Source organism: Mycobacterium sp. 5-140-3-2, assembly GCF_035666375.1.
GTDB classification, from domain to species: domain Bacteria; phylum Actinomycetota; class Actinomycetes; order Mycobacteriales; family Mycobacteriaceae; genus Mycobacterium; species Mycobacterium intracellulare.
The window spans coordinates 4,636,174-4,651,545 of sequence record NZ_CP142025.1 but is presented as its reverse complement, the minus strand read 5'-3'; the positions used below and the strand labels follow the sequence as shown (position 1 = coordinate 4,651,545).

17 protein-coding genes and 1 pseudogene are annotated in these 15,372 nt (G+C 66.9%); 9 read left to right on the top strand and 9 right to left on the bottom strand.

Annotation, left to right across the window (positions count from 1 at the left end):
- The first annotated feature begins 10 nt into the window (after positions 1 to 10).
- From P6281_RS21715 to P6281_RS21705, 3 genes and pseudogenes are all read left to right on the top strand, one after another.
- A complete protein-coding gene (locus P6281_RS21715) occupies positions 11 to 409 on the top strand; it encodes a cupredoxin domain-containing protein (protein ID WP_041785204.1) in 399 nt (132 codons plus the stop codon).
- On the top strand, positions 406 to 1,341 hold the full coding sequence (locus P6281_RS21710) for a metallophosphoesterase family protein (protein WP_324738519.1): 936 nt from the start codon (positions 406 to 408) through the stop codon (positions 1,339 to 1,341). Before P6281_RS21715 ends, P6281_RS21710 begins: the two co-directional genes overlap by 4 nt.
- Positions 1,338 to 1,723: pseudogene (locus tag P6281_RS21705) on the top strand (hypothetical protein). The gene P6281_RS21710 and the pseudogene P6281_RS21705 overlap by 4 nt, the downstream one beginning before the upstream one ends.
- On the opposite strand, the gene P6281_RS21700 reads toward P6281_RS21705, so the two are convergent.
- The 9 genes from P6281_RS21700 to P6281_RS21660 form a co-directional block, all read right to left on the bottom strand.
- Positions 1,656 to 2,744, bottom strand: a complete 1,089-nt coding sequence (locus P6281_RS21700; protein WP_201358772.1) for an acyltransferase family protein — start codon at positions 2,742 to 2,744, stop codon at positions 1,656 to 1,658. The pseudogene P6281_RS21705 and the gene P6281_RS21700 sit on opposite strands and share 68 nt — an antisense overlap.
- A 63-nt stretch (positions 2,745 to 2,807) precedes the next feature.
- Positions 2,808 to 3,944, bottom strand: a complete 1,137-nt coding sequence (locus tag P6281_RS21695) for an acyltransferase family protein (RefSeq protein WP_014385780.1) — start codon at positions 3,942 to 3,944, stop codon at positions 2,808 to 2,810.
- A 129-nt stretch (positions 3,945 to 4,073) separates the two neighbouring features.
- Entirely contained in the window at positions 4,074 to 5,195 is a 1,122-nt protein-coding gene (locus P6281_RS21690; RefSeq protein ID WP_014385779.1) for an acyltransferase family protein, read from the bottom strand.
- 199 nt (positions 5,196 to 5,394) lie between these two features.
- Entirely contained in the window at positions 5,395 to 6,012 is a 618-nt protein-coding gene (gene rfbC / locus P6281_RS21685; protein WP_036459800.1) for a dTDP-4-dehydrorhamnose 3,5-epimerase, read from the bottom strand.
- A 1-nt stretch (position 6,013) separates the two neighbouring features.
- The gene (gene rfbB / locus P6281_RS21680) at positions 6,014 to 7,009 is read right to left on the bottom strand and encodes a dTDP-glucose 4,6-dehydratase (protein WP_014381085.1); all 996 of its coding nucleotides are present in this window, start codon (positions 7,007 to 7,009) and stop codon (positions 6,014 to 6,016) included.
- 27 nt (positions 7,010 to 7,036) lie between these two features.
- On the bottom strand, positions 7,037 to 7,903 hold the full coding sequence (locus P6281_RS21675; protein WP_014942872.1) for an LLM class F420-dependent oxidoreductase: 867 nt from the start codon (positions 7,901 to 7,903) through the stop codon (positions 7,037 to 7,039).
- 20 nt (positions 7,904 to 7,923) lie between these two features.
- Positions 7,924 to 8,772, bottom strand: coding sequence for an LLM class F420-dependent oxidoreductase (locus P6281_RS21670; RefSeq protein WP_014381083.1), 849 nt, complete (start codon positions 8,770 to 8,772; stop codon positions 7,924 to 7,926).
- A 39-nt stretch (positions 8,773 to 8,811) separates the two neighbouring features.
- Positions 8,812 to 10,338: an ATP-binding protein gene (locus P6281_RS21665; RefSeq protein ID WP_014385777.1), complete on the bottom strand. Its 1,527-nt coding sequence runs from the start codon at positions 10,336 to 10,338 to the stop codon at positions 8,812 to 8,814.
- Entirely contained in the window at positions 10,335 to 11,999 is a 1,665-nt protein-coding gene (locus tag P6281_RS21660; protein WP_014385776.1) for an FAD-dependent oxidoreductase, read from the bottom strand. Before P6281_RS21660 ends, P6281_RS21665 begins: the two co-directional genes overlap by 4 nt.
- 253 nt (positions 12,000 to 12,252) lie before the next feature.
- Here P6281_RS21660 and infA point away from each other — a divergent pair, with 253 nt between their 5' ends.
- From infA to P6281_RS21630, 6 genes are all read left to right on the top strand, one after another.
- A complete protein-coding gene (gene infA, locus P6281_RS21655) occupies positions 12,253 to 12,474 on the top strand; it encodes a translation initiation factor IF-1 (protein WP_003418601.1) in 222 nt (73 codons plus the stop codon).
- A 51-nt stretch (positions 12,475 to 12,525) separates the two neighbouring features.
- A complete protein-coding gene (rpmJ, locus tag P6281_RS21650; RefSeq protein ID WP_003879483.1) occupies positions 12,526 to 12,639 on the top strand; it encodes a 50S ribosomal protein L36 in 114 nt (37 codons plus the stop codon).
- A 158-nt stretch (positions 12,640 to 12,797) separates the two neighbouring features.
- Entirely contained in the window at positions 12,798 to 13,172 is a 375-nt protein-coding gene (rpsM, locus tag P6281_RS21645; protein WP_008260257.1) for a 30S ribosomal protein S13, read from the top strand.
- Positions 13,173 to 13,178: 6 nt separating this feature from the next.
- A complete protein-coding gene (gene rpsK / locus P6281_RS21640; RefSeq protein WP_008260256.1) occupies positions 13,179 to 13,595 on the top strand; it encodes a 30S ribosomal protein S11 in 417 nt (138 codons plus the stop codon).
- 9 nt (positions 13,596 to 13,604) lie between these two features.
- Complete coding sequence (gene rpsD / locus P6281_RS21635) at positions 13,605 to 14,210, top strand: 30S ribosomal protein S4 (protein WP_009952905.1); 606 nt, start codon at positions 13,605 to 13,607, stop codon at positions 14,208 to 14,210.
- A 76-nt stretch (positions 14,211 to 14,286) separates the two neighbouring features.
- A complete protein-coding gene (locus P6281_RS21630) occupies positions 14,287 to 15,330 on the top strand; it encodes a DNA-directed RNA polymerase subunit alpha (protein WP_008260253.1) in 1,044 nt (347 codons plus the stop codon).
- Positions 15,331 to 15,372 lie beyond the last annotated feature (42 nt).

Sequence of the window (15,372 nt, the reverse complement as noted above, 5' to 3'; positions counted from 1 at the left end):
ATCTGTGGGCATGGATATCGCCCTGCGTCGAAGGCTTTTGGCGGCCGTGCTGGCCGCGAGCGTGATCTCATCGCCCGGCTGTGGCCGGCCGCGTCCCGTGGCGACCACCCCCGCGCCCACCACCGGGGTGTCGATCACCGCGCCAACCCCCGCAGCCGGCGCCAACCAGGTCACCATCGACGGCTTCGCTTTCGCGCCGCCGAACCTGACGGTGCCCGCCGGGACCACCGTCACCTGGACCAACCGCGACGAGGAACCCCATACGGTCGCCGCAAGTGACGGCTCATTTCACTCACCCGGCATGGGAACCGGAGCGACCTTCGCCCACACCTTCTCCGCCCCTGGGACTTTCGACTATGTCTGCTCAATTCATCCGATGATGCGCGGCACCGTGGTGGTGACGGGATGACCGGCCGCCCGGGCGACGATGCCATGACCCGGCGCCAGCTCCTCCGGCACACGGCGTGGTTCGGGGCGGCGGTCGGGTTGATCGTGGCCGGGGGCGAGGTCATCTCGCATGTCGCCGGGGAGGCGGCGGCTCAGCGCGCGCACGTCCGGCCCACCCTGCGGTTCGCCCAAATCAGCGACAGCCACCTCGGCTTCAACGGTGCGCCCAACAGGGACGTCGCGGCGACGTTCAGCGACGCGATCGACAAGGTCAACAGCCTCGGCTACACACCGGATTTCGTCATCCACACCGGCGACCTCACTCACCTTTCCAGCACCGAACAGTTCGACCAGGCGAAGCAGATGATGAGCGGTCTGAAGACGCACCACGTGTTCACCGTGCCGGGCGAGCACGACTCCGTCGACGACGCGGGACAGAAGTACCGAAACACCTTCGGCGCGGGCGCGGTTGGCGACGGCTGGTACAGCTTCGACATCGCCGGTGTGCACCTGATCGCGCTCGTCAACACGTTGAACCTGCGCAAGCTGGGCCATCTGGGGGTGGATCAGCTGGAGTTCGTCAAGAAGGACGTCGCCCATCTGCCGAGCGACACCCCGATCATCGTGTTCAGTCACATCCCCTTGTTCGCGATGTACCCCCAATGGGGCAGGGGCACCGACGACGCCGCCCAGGCGCTGAGCTACCTGCGCCGGTTCTCCTCCGTCACGTGCCTCAATGGCCATGTCCACCAGCTGTTTTCCAAAACGGAGGACAATGTGACGTTTCACAGCGGCACCGCCACCGCGTACCCGCTGCCCAGACCCGGTGACGGGCCCGCGCCCAAACCGGTGACGCTGCCGGCCGGCAAGCTGCGCGACGCATTGGGTATCCGCGAGGTCGGCTACACCACGGGAGAGTCCGCGCTGGCGCTGAAAGAGCGGGCGTTGCGGTGATCGGCGTCCTGGTGCGGCTCGGATTCGCCGCGTCGTTGGCCCTCAGCGCCGTCAGCCACGCCTACCTCTATGTCCATGGCTACCAACGCATTCCGGCCATCGGCACGGGATTCCTGGTGCAGGCCAGTGTGTCATTGGCGATCGCTCTGCTGATCGTGGCCGGCGGTCCCGCGTGGCTGCGCTGGGCCGGTGCCGCGATGGCCGCCGGATCTCTGGTCGCTTCGCGCTGTCGCGGACCGTGGGGCTTTTCGGCTTCTCCGAACGGGGCTGGGATCCGTCGCCTTATGCGGCGATCAGCGTGGCCGCCGAAGTGGTCATCCTGCTGCTGTGGTGGCGGGGTGGCCGCCTTCGGCTTTCGTGGCGTCAGACCACTTCCGTTTGAGCCGGCGCTTGAGAGCCATCGAGGGCTTTTCGATGAGGAACCAGCTCGCCGCGGCCACGGGTAGCGTCGCCGCGGCGGCGACGAGAAAGAACGCAACGGGTTGCAGACGCGCAAGCCCGCACACGGCCAAGAGTTGCTGGGTCGGGAACGCGTAGATGTAGACGCCGTAGGACAGATCCGTGCGTAGCCTCAAGCGGCTGCTCTTCAGCAAGGCTCCGGACACGATGATCGCGTAGGCCAACGGAAGGGCGGCGACCGTACGGTAATCGGGCAGCATGCTGGACGCCAGCACGATGACGACGCTCACCCCGACGAGCGGCCACCGCGCGGGGATCACCTCTCTCCATTGATAGAGGACGGCTCCGGCCGCGAACATGATCGCCGAACGCACGGCGATCTGGGGGATGGTCCATACCCCGGGGAACGTCATCGGCGGCATCGCCGTCGCCAGACCCGTAGCCACGACGAGTATTGCCGGAGAGACCCAGCGGTGATGGGCCAGGCCCGCCAAACCGACACCGGCGACGGCGAGATAGCAGATCACTTCCCAGACCAGCGACCACAGCGAACCGTTCCAGAGCCCGGAATGAGGTATCCCGCTTGGTGTTCCGCCGACATCGAGATGGACATAGGCCACCGCGCTGTTTTTCAGGACGTATTCGAGCGGCCCGCCGGAGCACACGAGCTCCCCGACCGAGCCGCCCTGGAGCGCCACGCTGAGCGGGGCGAAGGCGAACGCCGTCACGATGAGGCACGCGTAGTAGCCGGGCAGGATACGAAGGGCGCGGGCGGTCAGGTAGTCACGCACGTGCGGGTCGTCGAGCCAACTCCTGGTGATGAGGAACCCCGAGATCGCGAAGAACCCGTCCACCCCTATCGAGAACAGAAGTTGCAGCGTCGCCGCCGGTGGCATCCGGCCGGTGATGGGCCAGCAGTGCCACAGCATCACCTCGGCAGCCAGCACCAGCCGCCACGCGTTCAGCGCGTTGTTTCCCCCATTGAAAGCTTGTCCGAGGGTCATCGGCCACCGCCCGTCGTGCACCCCCCGCTTCGCGGATATTACCGCCGTTGGAGACGACCCGGCCTAGGCGGTACCCGGGGCCTCCGTAGCCGGCCGGTCGGCCACGGCGTTGGCCGCGCTGACGGGGCCCGCCTCGTCGGAGCTGGACGGGACCGGAGCCGACCACTTGACCCGAAGCCGGCGTTTGAGGGACATCGAGGGTTTCTCGATGACGAACCAGCTGATCGCGGCGAGCGGCAGGGTGGCCGTGACCGAGGCAAGAAAGAACAGCACCGGGTGGAGGCGCGTCGCGAGTCCACAGACGGCCAGCAATTGCTGGGCCGGGAAGGCGTAAATGTAGACGCCATAGGACAAATCGGTGCGCAGCCTCAACCGTTCGCTCTTGAGCAAGGAGCCCGAGACGACGACGGCGTAGGCCAGCGGAAGCGCACCGACCACCCGGTAATCGGGCAGTAACCCGGACGCCGCCACGATCACGAGGCAGACCGCGACCAGCGACCATCGGGCGGGGATGACGTCTCGCCACTGATACATGACGGCTCCGGCCGCGAACATGATGGCCGCGCGCACCGCGAGCTGCGGAATGGTCCACACCCCGGGAAATGTCAGGGGCGGCAAGACCAACGCTCCCAGTGTTGCCACCGCCAAAACCACGGGGGATACCCAGCGACGATTGCCCAGTCCCGCCAGGCCGATAGCGGCAACGAACAAGTAGCACAGCAGTTCCCAGACCAACGACCACATCGAGCCGTTCCAGGTGTTTCCACCCGGTAGATCGTGCAGCGTTCCGTCGATCGTCGGCTGCAGGTAGGCGATCGCACTGTTTTTCAGGACGTACTCGAGCGGCGCGGTGGACCCCAGCAGCTTGGCGGCCGACCCCCCTTGAATCGCCAAGCTGAGCGGGGCGAAAACGAACGCGGTCACGATCAGACAGACGTAGAAACCGGGCAGAATGCGAAGGGCGCGGGCGGTGAGGTAGTCACGCAGGCGCGGGTCGGTGAGCCAACTCCGGGTGATCAGGAAGCCGGAGATCGCGAAAAACCCGTCCACACCCACCGAGAAGAAAAGCTGCAGAGTCGACTTGGGGGGCATGTGTCCGGTGATCGGCCACGAATGGAACAGCATCACCTCGGCCGCCAGCGCCAGCCGGAGCGCGTTGAGCGCGTTTCTTCGCGGATCGAATACCTGTCCGAGCTTCATCTGCCTCCAACCCCCGTCACGCCACGCACCATCGGCGCCATCGTATCGGCCAGAGGCCGGTGGTCGGTGACAACCGGTGAAGCCGGTCGCGCCGTCGCGTGAGTCCTTGGGCTGTGGCCACGACCGCAGCTACGCGGCGCCCGTGACCTCCGGAGGCAGCACCATCGCCGCTTCGCGGGCACCCGCCGCTTTTCGTTTGATGCGCGCCTTCAGGGACCTCGCCGGCTTTTCGACAAGGAACCAGCTCGCCGCGGCCAGCGGCAGTGTCGCCGCCGCCACGGTGAGGCAGAACACGAACGGATTGAGGCTGAGCAAGCCGAGGACCGCCAAAAGCTGCTGCATCGGGTACGCGTAGATGTACATGCCGTAGGACACGTCGGTGCGTAATCTCAAGCGTTTGTTGTGCAGCAGGGAGCCGGAGACGACCACGGCATACGCCAGGGGGACGGCGGCCACCACCCGGTAATCCGGCAGCTGGCCGGCCAGCAACACGATGACCACGCTCACCGCGACCAGCGACCACCGCGCGGGAATGACATCGCGCCATTGGTACAGCAGCGCTCCCGCCGCAAACATGATTGCGGCGCGGCACGCCAGGAAGACGATGACGATGCCCACGTTGCCGGTCGGACGATTGAACACCTCGGGGAAGGTGACCGGTGGCATCATCGAGGCCCCGATCGCCGCGACCACCAAAATGGCCGGGGAAACCCACCGGCGGTTGGCGAGTCCGGCGACGCCGATGATCGCGACGACGAGATAGCACATCACTTCCCAGAACAACGACCACAGCGACGCGTTCCAGATGCCCGCGTTGGGAATGTCGTGCGGGGTGCCGCCGACGTCGGGCTTGAGCCACATCACCGCGATGTTCTTGAGGACATATTCGAACGGGGCGAACGAGAACAGCAGCCTGGCCGCGGAGCCGCCCTGGATCGCCACGCTCAGCGGGGCGAAGACGAACGCCGTCACGATCATGCAGACGTAGAAGCCGGGCAGGATGCGAAGCGCCCGCGCGGCCAGGTACGCGCGCAGCCGCGGGTTGCTGATCCAACTCGCGGTGATGAGAAAGCCCGAGATCGCGAAGAATCCGTCGACGCCGACGCAGAGCAGCAGCTGAAGAACCGCCCGCACCGAAGGCAGATGACCCCGGACCGGGTAGGTGTGCCAGAAGATGACCTCGCCCGCGAGCGCTAACCGCCATGCGTTGAGCGCATTGCTTCGCGGATCGAACACCTGCCCGAGTTTCATCGGCGCAATCCTAGCGCCACCGAATCCTGAATTGGGCCGGTTTACGGTACTGGTCCAATTCGGCGACCGCAATGGGAACGTTAATAGATATGCGTCTAATAGGCAGCTCAGGCGGTGCAAATGATTTTGCGCGCCGCGCGCGTCAACAATGGTGCGGGATAACGCACATCGCCTCAGATGGGCATGCCGATCACCCGCGTCAATTCGTGGGCTTTGCCCGCAAACCCTCGACGAACGCGTTCGTCTCCTCCCACGTGGGGAGTAGGCCGGAGGCGCGTACGTCGTCGAGGCTGGGGGCCGCCGCGTCGCGGTCGGACAGGGTGGGCGGCGCGCCGTCCACCAGCGGCCAATCGATCCCCAGCGCCGGATCGGTTGCGCAAATGGTGTGTTCGCGTTGCGGGTTGTATTCCGCCGAGCACAAGTACATCACCGTCGAATTGTCTTGCAGCGCCAGGAAACCGTGTCCGAGGCCCTCGGAGAGGTAGATCGTCCTGTGCTCGGTGTCGTCGAGCAGCACCGAGTCCCACTGACCGAATGTCGGTGAGCCCACCCGGATGTCGACGACGACGTCGAATACCGCCCCGCGCACGCAGGTCACGTACTTGGCCTGGCTCGGCGGTACCTGGGCGAAGTGCAGGCCGCGCAGCACGCCGGCCGATGACACCGAGCAATTGGCCTGCCGAACATCCAACCGGTGACCGGCGAAGGACCTGAATCCCTTGTCGGTCAGCCATTCGAAGAAATGACCCCGCGAATCGCCATGAACGGCGGGGGTGATCTCCCAGGCGCCGGGAACTTTCAGCTCGCGAACTTCCACGTCACTGCCCACGTTCTTCGTAGCGGGCTTCGGAGGCGTCCTTCAACGGGCGCCACCATGATTCGTTCGCGCGGTACCAGTCGATGGTCTCACGCAGCCCCTCCTCGAAGTCGGTATGCTTTGGCGCCCAACACAATTCGTCGTACAGCGTCGATGGGTCGATCGCGTAGCGCAGGTCGTGGCCGGCGCGATCGGTGACATGGTCGAAGTCGTCGGGTTCGCGGCCCATCATCTGCAGCAGCGTCCGCAACACGGTCAGGTTGTCGCGCTCGCCCTCGGAGCTGATCAAATACGTCCGGCCGATCTCGCCGGATTCCAGGATGCGCCGCACCGCGCTGTTGTGGTCGTCGACGTGGATCCAGTCCCGGACGTTGGCGCCGGCGCCGTAGAGCTTGGGTCGCCGCCCGGTGAGCACGTTGGTGATCTGCCGCGGGATGAACTTCTCGACGTGCTGATACGGCCCGTAGTTGTTGGAGCAGTTCGAGATCGTCGCGCGCACCCCGTATGACCGCACCCAGGCCCGCACCAGCATGTCGGCGGCGGCCTTGGTCGCCGAATAGGGGCTGGACGGGTTGTACGGCGTCGCCTCGGTGAACCGCTGGGGGTCGTCGAGCTCCAGGTCGCCGTAGACCTCGTCGGTCGAGATGTGGTGCAGCCGCACGCCGTAACGCCGCACCGCTTCGAGGATGGTGAAGGTGCCGACCACGTTGGTGTGCAGGAACGGCTCGGGGCCCTCCAGCGCATTGTCGACGTGGCTCTCCGCGGCGAAGTGCACCACGGCGTCGGATTCGGCGACCAGCCGCGACACCAGTTCGGCATCGGTGATGTCGCCGACCACCAGCTCGATGGCGTCCTCGACGCCGGCCAGTGACTCGCGCCGGCCCGCATAGGTCAGGGCGTCGAGCACGGTCACGGAGTCCTCGGGGTGCTCGCGAACGGTGCTGTGCACGAAATTGGCGCCGATGAAACCAGCGCCGCCGGTGACCAGTAACCGCATGCCCCAAACCCTAACCGAGCCGATGGGTCAGTTTGCGGCAGTTAGCCCCAGAGCGCCGGCCAATTCGGTCAGCGCAGGTAGCAGGGTTTCTTCGGAATAGCCGCCCAGCACCTGGATGGCCACGTGGTCGGCTCCGGCGTCCAGGTGCTCGCGCAGCCGGCCCGCGATCGCCTCCGGGGTGCCGTGGGCGACCACCGCGTCGATCAGCCGGTCGCTGCCGGGCGTGCGCACATCGGCTTCGGTGAACCCCAGCCGCAGCCAATTGTTCACGTAGTTGCTCAGGCCCAGATAATGCTCGACGGTCTGGCGGCCGATCTCGCGGGCCTGTTCGGCGTCCGTGCTCAGCACCACCTTGTGCTCGGGCGCCAAATACACTGCCCCGCCGAGCAACTCGCGTGCCTTGGCCGTGTGTTCCGGGGTGGTCAGGTAGGGATGTGCGCCGGCGCTGCGTCGCGCGGCGAGCCGCAGCACCCGCGGCCCGAGCGCGGCGACCACCCGGCGGCTGGTCGGCACCAGCGCCGCGTCGAGTTCGTCGAGGTAGGAGACCAGGGCGTCGTACGGTTTGACGTACTCCTGGGTGTGCTCGGGGTGGCCGACCCCGACGCCGAGCAAAAACCTTCCCGGGTGGTGAGTTTCGATGCGGCGGAACGACTCGGCGACGGCCGCGGCGGGCGCCGACCAGATGTTGACGATTCCGGTGGCCAGCTGCAGCGACGTCGTGCGCGCCAGGGCCGGTTCGACCCAGGACAACTCGGCGTCCGGCGAGCCGCCGATCCAGGCGGCGCCGTAGCCCAGCGATTCGATCTGCGCCGCCAACTCGGGCTCGATGGATCGCGTCGGCAGCCACACGCCGAACTGGCCCAGGTCGGGCTTGAGCGAAACTCCCTCGATCATCCAGCTCCCCCTGCCGGTCGTCAGGACGGATTCAGTCCCAGTGGCCCCGCCAGTTCGGCCAGCGCCGAGACCAGGTTTTCATCCTTGGTCAGGACCTGCACCGGGACGTGGTCGGCGCCGGCCTCGAGGTGCTCGGTGAGCCGCGCCGCGATCTGGTCCACGGTGCCATAGGCCACCACCGCGTCCACCAGCCGGTCGCTGCCCGGCCGGGTGACCTCGTCCTCGCCGAAACCCAGCCGCTTCCAGTTGTTTCGGTAGTTGGCGAGATTGAAATAGACGTCGAGCGCCTTGCGGCCGACCGCCCGCGCCTTCTCGGCGTCGGTGGTCAGGATCGCCTTGTGCTCGGGGGCCAGGAACGCCGACGGGCCGATGATCTCGCGGGCCCGCGCGGTGTGTTCCGGCGTGGTCAGGTACGGGTGTGCCCCGGCGGAGCGCTCCGCGGACAGCTTGAGCACGCGCGGCCCGAGCGCGGCGACGACCCGGCGGTTGGCGGGCACCCCGTAGTCGTCGAGCTGCTTCAGGTAGTCCACCAGGGCGTCGTAGGGCTTGCGGTACTCGGTATGAGCCTCGGGATGGCCGACGCCGATGCCGAGCAGGAAGCGGCCCGGGTACGCCTTGTCGATGCGGTGGAAGGACTCGGCGACCGGCTTGGCGGCCGCGGTCCAGATGTTGACGATGCCGGTGCCCACCTGAAGCGTCGTCGTGGCTTCCAGGAGGGGTTCGACCCAGGACAGCTCGGCGGGAGGCGACCCGCCGACCCAGACGGCCCCGTAGCCCAGCGCCTCGATGTCCTTGGCCTGCTGGGGTGTGACGCCGCGTCCGAACGATCCGAACCGGCCGAGATCGGGCTTGCTTGCTGCATCGGTCATGGTCTTCCCAACCGGGCGCGGTGCGGCCCTATTCCAGTCCTATTCCGGGGTCGTGACGTTTTCTTCCGGGCCGTCGAGGTCGGGGGCGACGTCGGCGGCGGGCGGTTGCAGCGGCAGCAGCACGATGAATCGGGTGTCGCCGGGCGCCGATTCCACCCGCAGGTCCCCGCGATGCTTCTTGACCACGATGTTGAACGCCAGATCCAGGCCCAGGCCGGTACCCTCGCCGAACGGCTTGGTGGTGAAGAACGGCTCGAAGATGTGCTCCCGCACGTCCTCGAGTATGCCCGGGCCGGTGTCGCAGATCTCGACGCGGGCCATGTGCTCGCCTTCCCGGCAGGTGCGGATGGTCAGCGTGCCGCCGGTATCGCGCATCGCGGCGATCGCGTTGTCGATGATGTTGGTCCACACTTGATTGAGATCACCCGGATAGCAAGGGATTTCGGGAAGCGACTGGTCGAAGTCCTTGACCACGGCGATGGCGTGCGAGTTTTTGCCGCCGTCCTTGGTCAGCCGGTCGGCGAACATCACCAGCGTGCTGCGCAGCAGCTCGTGCACGTTGGTCACCTGGAACGGCGCGCGATCCAGCTGCGAATACTGTTTGGCGTCGGCGACCAGGGCCGAAATCCGTTTGCTCGCTTCGAGGATCTGGTTCATCAGCAGTTCGCTCTCGATGGTGTAGTTGATCCACCGGATCGCCTGCTCCGCCGATGTCGACGCGAGCTCCTCGCTGACCGCGGAAATCCGCTCCAGCCAATCGGTGTCGATGCCGCCCTCGACGAACGTCGGCGCGATGTCCCAGCCGCCGTCGATGCCGTGGGCTTCCAGCCAGTCGCCGACGGCGTCCTCGCGGTCGGCGGTCTCCAGCGCACTCAGATGCTGCGAGGCGGACTTGGCGACCTGCTCGGCGACCCTCTCCTGCAGCCGGACCAGGGCGCTGAGCGCCTCGGGGGAGACGGTGCCGTCGGCGAGCATCGCCAGCTTGTGCCGCATGCTGGCCACCCGTTCGCGCAGATCCGACGCGGCCCGCGAGATCGCCGCGGCCGGGTTGTTGAGCTGGTGGGTCAGCCCGGCCGACAGCCGGCCCAGCGCCAGCAGCTTCTCCCGGTTGTCGATGATGCGGCGGGTCCGGTCGGTGCCGACGGCGATGCCGTCGAGCAGGTGGACGGCCATCGGGAACTGGTCGCGCATGAATTGGGCGAACACCGGGGCGTCCATCACGAAGAACCGCGACGGCCGGGTCACGTGCACCGAGGCGTCGTAGCTCTTCTGCTTTCCGCCGGTGAACGCCCGCCAGGCCCCGCAGTACACGCCGCGCTGCGAGGTGCGGTTGGTCTCGATGTCCTGGCCGCCGGAGAGCTTGGACATCATCAGCTCGCCCTCGATCAGCACGTAGAAGCAGGTCGCCGGTTCGCCTTCGACGCAGATCGGGCCCGGTTCGTAGGTTTCGATGTGGCCCGCCGCGCACAGCACCGCAAGCTGCTCGTCGGTGAGCGCCTCGAACAGAAACAGGCTGCGCAGCTCGTCGGGCTCGCAGGGGACCTTGATCGATTCGGCGCCGGTCATGATTCGGCCAGGTAGCGGTGGACCAGCATCACGGCCATCGACCCTTCGCCGACGGCGGCCGCGACCCGCTTGGCCGACGTCGAGCGGACGTCGCCGGTGGCGAAGACCCCCGGCACGCTGGTTTCGAGCTGATGCGGCGGGCGGTCCAGCGTCCAGCCGCACACGTTGCGCAGGTCGGGGCCGGTCAGGATGAAACCGTGGTCGTCTCGGGCCAGCACCCCGTCCAGCCAGTCGGTGCGCGGGGCGGCCCCGATGAAGATGAACATCCGGCCGCAGGTGACGTCCTCGGTCTCGCCGGTCCGGTTGTTGACCAGGCTCAGCTGCTCGAGGTGGCCGTCGCCGGTGGCGCGCTGCACCTCGGTGCAGGTCAGCACGTTGATCTTGGGGTTGGCCTCGATCTGCTGGATCAGGTAGTAGGACATCGACGCCTCCAGGGAGGGGGCGCGCACCACGATGTTGACCGATTTGGCCGTGCGCGACAGGTACATGGCGGCCTGCCCGGCCGAGTTGGCCCCGCCGATCACGTAGACCTCTTCGTCTTCGCACTCCGCGGCGATGGAGACCGCCGCCCCGTAGTAGATGCCGCAGCCGGTCAGCTCGGCGCACCCTTCGGCGTCCAGCTGGCGGTAGGCGACGCCGGTGGCCAGGATGACCGCGTGAGCGTCGATCGAGCCGCCGTCGGCGAAGCGCACGGTGCGCTTGGACCCGTTCACCTCGAGGGCGGTCGCCTTGCGGGCGGTGATCAATTCGGCGCCGAACTTCTCGGCCTGGCGGCGGGCGCGGTCGGCCAGCTGGCCGCCCGAAACCCCGTCCGGGAAGCCCAGGTAGTTCTCGATGCGCGAGCTCTGCCCGGCCTGACCGCCCGTCGCGATGTGTTCGATGAGCACCGTGCGCAGGCCCTCGGAGGCGCCGTACACCGCGGCGGCCAGGCCCGCGGGCCCGCCGCCGACCACGATCAGGTCGTAGAACTCCTGCGACGGCGTGGTGGTCAGGCCCAGGGTCTCGGCCAGCTGCGCGTCCGTGGGTTCGACGAGGGTGTCGCCGCGCTGGGTGACCACCACCGGCAGCCGCAGTCCGTCCTCGCCCGCCGCGTTGAGCAGCCGCTCGCCGGCGGGCTCGTCGGCCATGAACCAGGTGTAGTAGAGGCCGTTGCGGGCCAGGAAGTCGCGCACCTGCCAGGACCGCGCCGACCAGCGGTGGCCGATCACCTTGGTGTGCGGGACGGGGTGCTCGGGGGCGGCCCGCCAGGCGTCCAGCAACCCGTCGATGACGGGGTAGAACTTCTCCTCGGGCGGGTCCCACGGCTTGAGCAGGTAGTGGTCCAGGTCGACGACGTTGATCGCGTCGATGGCGGCGTGCGTGTCGGCGTAGGCGGTCAGCAACACGCGGCGCGCCGCCGGATACAGGTCCATCGCCTGCTCGAGGAACTCGATGCCGCTCATCTGCGGCATCCGGTAGTCGGCGATGAGCAGCGCGACCGTCTCGCCGCGCAGTTTGAGCTCCTTGAGGGTGCCCAGCGCGTCGGGCCCCGACTCCGCGCGCACGATCCGGTGGTCCTCGCCGTAATGACGACGCAGGTCGCGCGCGACCGCCCGCGAAACCGAGGGGTCGTCGTCGACGGTGAGCATGACGGGCTTGCGCTGGCTTGAGGGGTTGGTCATCGGCGTTAAGTATGCGCTCGTCAGCGGGCGTGTGGGAGGTCGAGCGGGCGGCCCGCCTTCCGCCGACAGCGATTTTGGTGGACGCCGATGACCAGGTATCGTGGAACGACGGTGCGGCATCCGCGCCGACTTTCGGTGTGTCCAGTCCTAGGAATTTCCTGTCACCGGCTCACGTTACAAGTCGGTGCGCCATGTCGCGCCGATCTGGGCGCAGACGCGAACGAGACTAAACGATGAGGATTGTTAACTAGTTATGGCCAAGAAAGACGGCGCCATCGAGGTCGAAGGCCGCGTGGTCGAGCCGCTGCCCAATGCGATGTTCCGCATTGAGCTGGAGAACGGTCACAAGGTGCTTGCCCACATCAGTGGCAAGATGCGGCAGCACTACATCCGCATCCTGCCCGAGGACCGGGTGGTGGTGGAGTTGTCTCCCTACGACCTGTCCCGGGGCCGCATCGTGTACCGGTACAAGTAACAAGCCCGATCAGAACAACCTACGAACGACACAGAACAGGATCGAACAGCCGTGAAGGTGAACCCGAGCGTCAAGCCAATCTGTGACAAGTGCAGGGTGATCCGTCGGCACGGGCGGGTCATGGTGATCTGCTCCGATCCGCGCCACAAGCAGCGCCAAGGCTGAGCCAGGCGCCCCGCGGTACCAACACAACTGAATGCAGACCTCCCAGCACCACTGAGCGAATACGTCGCTCATCCACGCCCGGACGGAGGCCGGGCCCCGGATAGATCGGGAACGGGCTGGGATCAGACCTCCGCCGAGAAAAAGAGGAAACGCCACCTATGGCTCGACTAGTAGGCGTCGATCTGCCGCGTGACAAGCGGATGGAGATCGCGCTGACGTACATCTTCGGCGTCGGCCGGACCCGTTCGAACGAGATTCTCGAAGCGACCGGGATCGACAAGAACCTGCGCACCAGGGACCTCACCGACGACCAGCTGACCCACCTGCGCGACTACATCGAAGCCAACCTGAAGGTGGAGGGTGACCTGCGCCGCGAGGTCCAGGCCGACATCCGCCGCAAGATCGAGATCGGCTGCTACCAGGGCCTGCGGCACCGCCGCGGCCTGCCGGTGCGCGGCCAGCGGACCAAGACCAACGCGCGCACCCGCAAGGGCCCCAAGCGCACCATCGCCGGCAAGAAGAAGGCCAGGTAACCCCCCATGCCACCAGCCAAGAAGGCAGCGTCCGCCCCCAAGAAGGGGCAGAAGACCCGTCGCCGGGAAAAGAAGAACGTCCCGCACGGCGCCGCCCACATCAAGAGCACGTTCAACAACACGATCGTGACGATCACCGACCCGCAGGGCAACGTCATCGCCTGGGCGTCGTCGGGTCACGTCGGGTTCAAGGGCTCGCGGAAGTCGACGCCGTTCGCCGCGCAGCTGGCCGCCGAGAACGCGGCCCGCAAGGCGCAGGAGCACGGCGTCAAGAAGGTCGACGTGTTCGTCAAGGGACCGGGCTCGGGCCGGGAGACCGCGATCCGGTCGCTGCAGGCCGCCGGACTGGAGGTCGGCGCGATCTCCGACGTCACCCCCCAGCCGCACAACGGCGTTCGCCCCCCGAAGCGCAGAAGGGTCTAGGAGATACTCATGGCTCGTTACACCGGACCCGTCACCCGCAAGTCGCGCCGGCTGCGCACCGACCTCGTCGGTGGCGACCAGGCGTTCGAGAAGCGCCCCTACCCGCCCGGCCAGCACGGCCGCGCGCGGATCAAGGAAAGCGAATACCTGCTGCAGCTGCAGGAGAAGCAGAAGGCCCGCTTCACCTACGGCGTGATGGAAAAGCAGTTCCGCCGCTACTACGAAGAGGCCGTGCGGCAGCCCGGCAAGACGGGTGAAGAGCTGCTGCGGATCCTGGAAAGCCGGCTCGACAACGTCGTCTACCGCGCCGGACTGGCGCGCACCCGCCGGATGGCACGCCAGCTGGTCAGCCACGGACACTTCAGCGTCAACGGCGTGCACGTCAACGTCCCCAGCTACCGGGTGTCGCAGTATGACATCATCGACGTGCGGGACTCCTCGCTGAACACCGTGCCGTTCCAGATCGCGCGGGAGACGGCGGGCGACCGGCCGATCCCGAGCTGGCTGCAGGTCGTGGGGGAGCGTCAGCGCATCCTCGTCCACCAGCTGCCCGAGCGGGCACAGATCGACGTCCCACTCACCGAGCAGCTCATCGTCGAGTTCTACTCGAAGTAAGTGACTTTCGGGCCGGCCGGCCCGAAAACCCAACGGCATCAAATAGCGGGTGCCGAGAAGGAGAAGAAGAAACACCATGCTGATCTCTCAGCGACCCACACTGTCGGAGGAAGTCCTCACCGACAACCGCTCCCAGTTCGTCATCGAGCCGCTGGAGCCCGGATTCGGTTACACCCTGGGCAATTCGCTGCGCCGGACGCTGCTGTCCTCGATTCCGGGTGCGGCCGTCACCAGCATCCGCATTGACGGCGTGCTGCACGAGTTCACCACCGTGCCCGGCGTCAAGGAAGACGTCACCGCGATCATCCTGAACCTCAAGAGCCTGGTGGTGTCCTCCGAGGAGGACGAGCCCGTCACGATGTACCTGCGCAAGCAGGGTCCGGGCGAGGTCACCGCGGGCGATATCGTGCCCCCCGCCGGTGTCACGGTGCACAACCCCGACCTGCACATCGCGACGCTGAACGACAAGGGCAAGCTCGAGGTCGAGCTGGTCGTCGAGCGGGGCCGTGGCTACGTGCCGGCCGTTCAGAACCGGGCTTCAGGCGCCGAAATCGGCCGCATCCCAGTCGATTCCATCTACTCGCCGGTGCTCAAGGTCACCTACAAGGTGGACGCCACCCGTGTCGAGCAGCGCACCGACTTCGACAAGCTGATCCTCGATGTCGAGACCAAGAGTTCGATCAACCCCCGCGATGCGCTGGCGTCCGCGGGCAAGACCCTGGTCGAATTGTTCGGTCTGGCACGCGAACTCAACGTCGAGGCCGAGGGCATCGAGATCGGGCCGTCGCCGGCGGAGGCCGACCACATCGCGTCGTTCGCGCTGCCGATCGACGACCTGGACCTGACGGTGCGGTCCTACAACTGCCTCAAGCGCGAGGGCGTGCACACCGTCGGCGAGCTGGTGTCGCGCACCGAGTCCGACCTGCTGGACATCCGCAACTTCGGTCAGAAGTCCATCGACGAGGTGAAGGTCAAGCTGCACCAGCTGGGCCTGTCGCTCAAGGACAGCCCGGCGAGCTTCGACCCCTCGCAGGTCGCGGGCTACGACGTCGCCACCGGCACCTGGTCCACCGAGGCCGCCTACGACGACCAGGACTACGCGGAAACCGAACAGCTGTAGCAGTTCCGTCCCGGTCCTACCTGATACGGGGACCGGCCCCAA

Coding starts and splice junctions, on each gene's coding strand:
- P6281_RS21715 (WP_041785204.1), top strand. CDS start 11: ATGGATATCGCCCTGCGTCGAAGGCTTTTGGCGGCCGTGCTGGCCGCG.
- P6281_RS21710 (WP_324738519.1), top strand. CDS start 406: ATGACCGGCCGCCCGGGCGACGATGCCATGACCCGGCGCCAGCTCCTC.
- P6281_RS21700 (WP_201358772.1), bottom strand. CDS start 2,744: ATGACCCTCGGACAAGCTTTCAATGGGGGAAACAACGCGCTGAACGCG.
- P6281_RS21695 (WP_014385780.1), bottom strand. CDS start 3,944: ATGAAGCTCGGACAGGTATTCGATCCGCGAAGAAACGCGCTCAACGCG.
- P6281_RS21690 (WP_014385779.1), bottom strand. CDS start 5,195: ATGAAACTCGGGCAGGTGTTCGATCCGCGAAGCAATGCGCTCAACGCA.
- rfbB (WP_014381085.1), bottom strand. CDS start 7,009: ATGCGGTTACTGGTCACCGGCGGCGCTGGTTTCATCGGCGCCAATTTC.
- P6281_RS21675 (WP_014942872.1), bottom strand. CDS start 7,903: ATGATCGAGGGAGTTTCGCTCAAGCCCGACCTGGGCCAGTTCGGCGTG.
- P6281_RS21670 (WP_014381083.1), bottom strand. CDS start 8,772: ATGACCGATGCAGCAAGCAAGCCCGATCTCGGCCGGTTCGGATCGTTC.
- P6281_RS21665 (WP_014385777.1), bottom strand. CDS start 10,338: ATGACCGGCGCCGAATCGATCAAGGTCCCCTGCGAGCCCGACGAGCTG.
- P6281_RS21660 (WP_014385776.1), bottom strand. CDS start 11,999: ATGACCAACCCCTCAAGCCAGCGCAAGCCCGTCATGCTCACCGTCGAC.
- infA (WP_003418601.1), top strand. CDS start 12,253: ATGGCCAAGAAAGACGGCGCCATCGAGGTCGAAGGCCGCGTGGTCGAG.
- rpsM (WP_008260257.1), top strand. CDS start 12,798: ATGGCTCGACTAGTAGGCGTCGATCTGCCGCGTGACAAGCGGATGGAG.
- rpsK (WP_008260256.1), top strand. CDS start 13,179: ATGCCACCAGCCAAGAAGGCAGCGTCCGCCCCCAAGAAGGGGCAGAAG.
- rpsD (WP_009952905.1), top strand. CDS start 13,605: ATGGCTCGTTACACCGGACCCGTCACCCGCAAGTCGCGCCGGCTGCGC.
- P6281_RS21630 (WP_008260253.1), top strand. CDS start 14,287: ATGCTGATCTCTCAGCGACCCACACTGTCGGAGGAAGTCCTCACCGAC.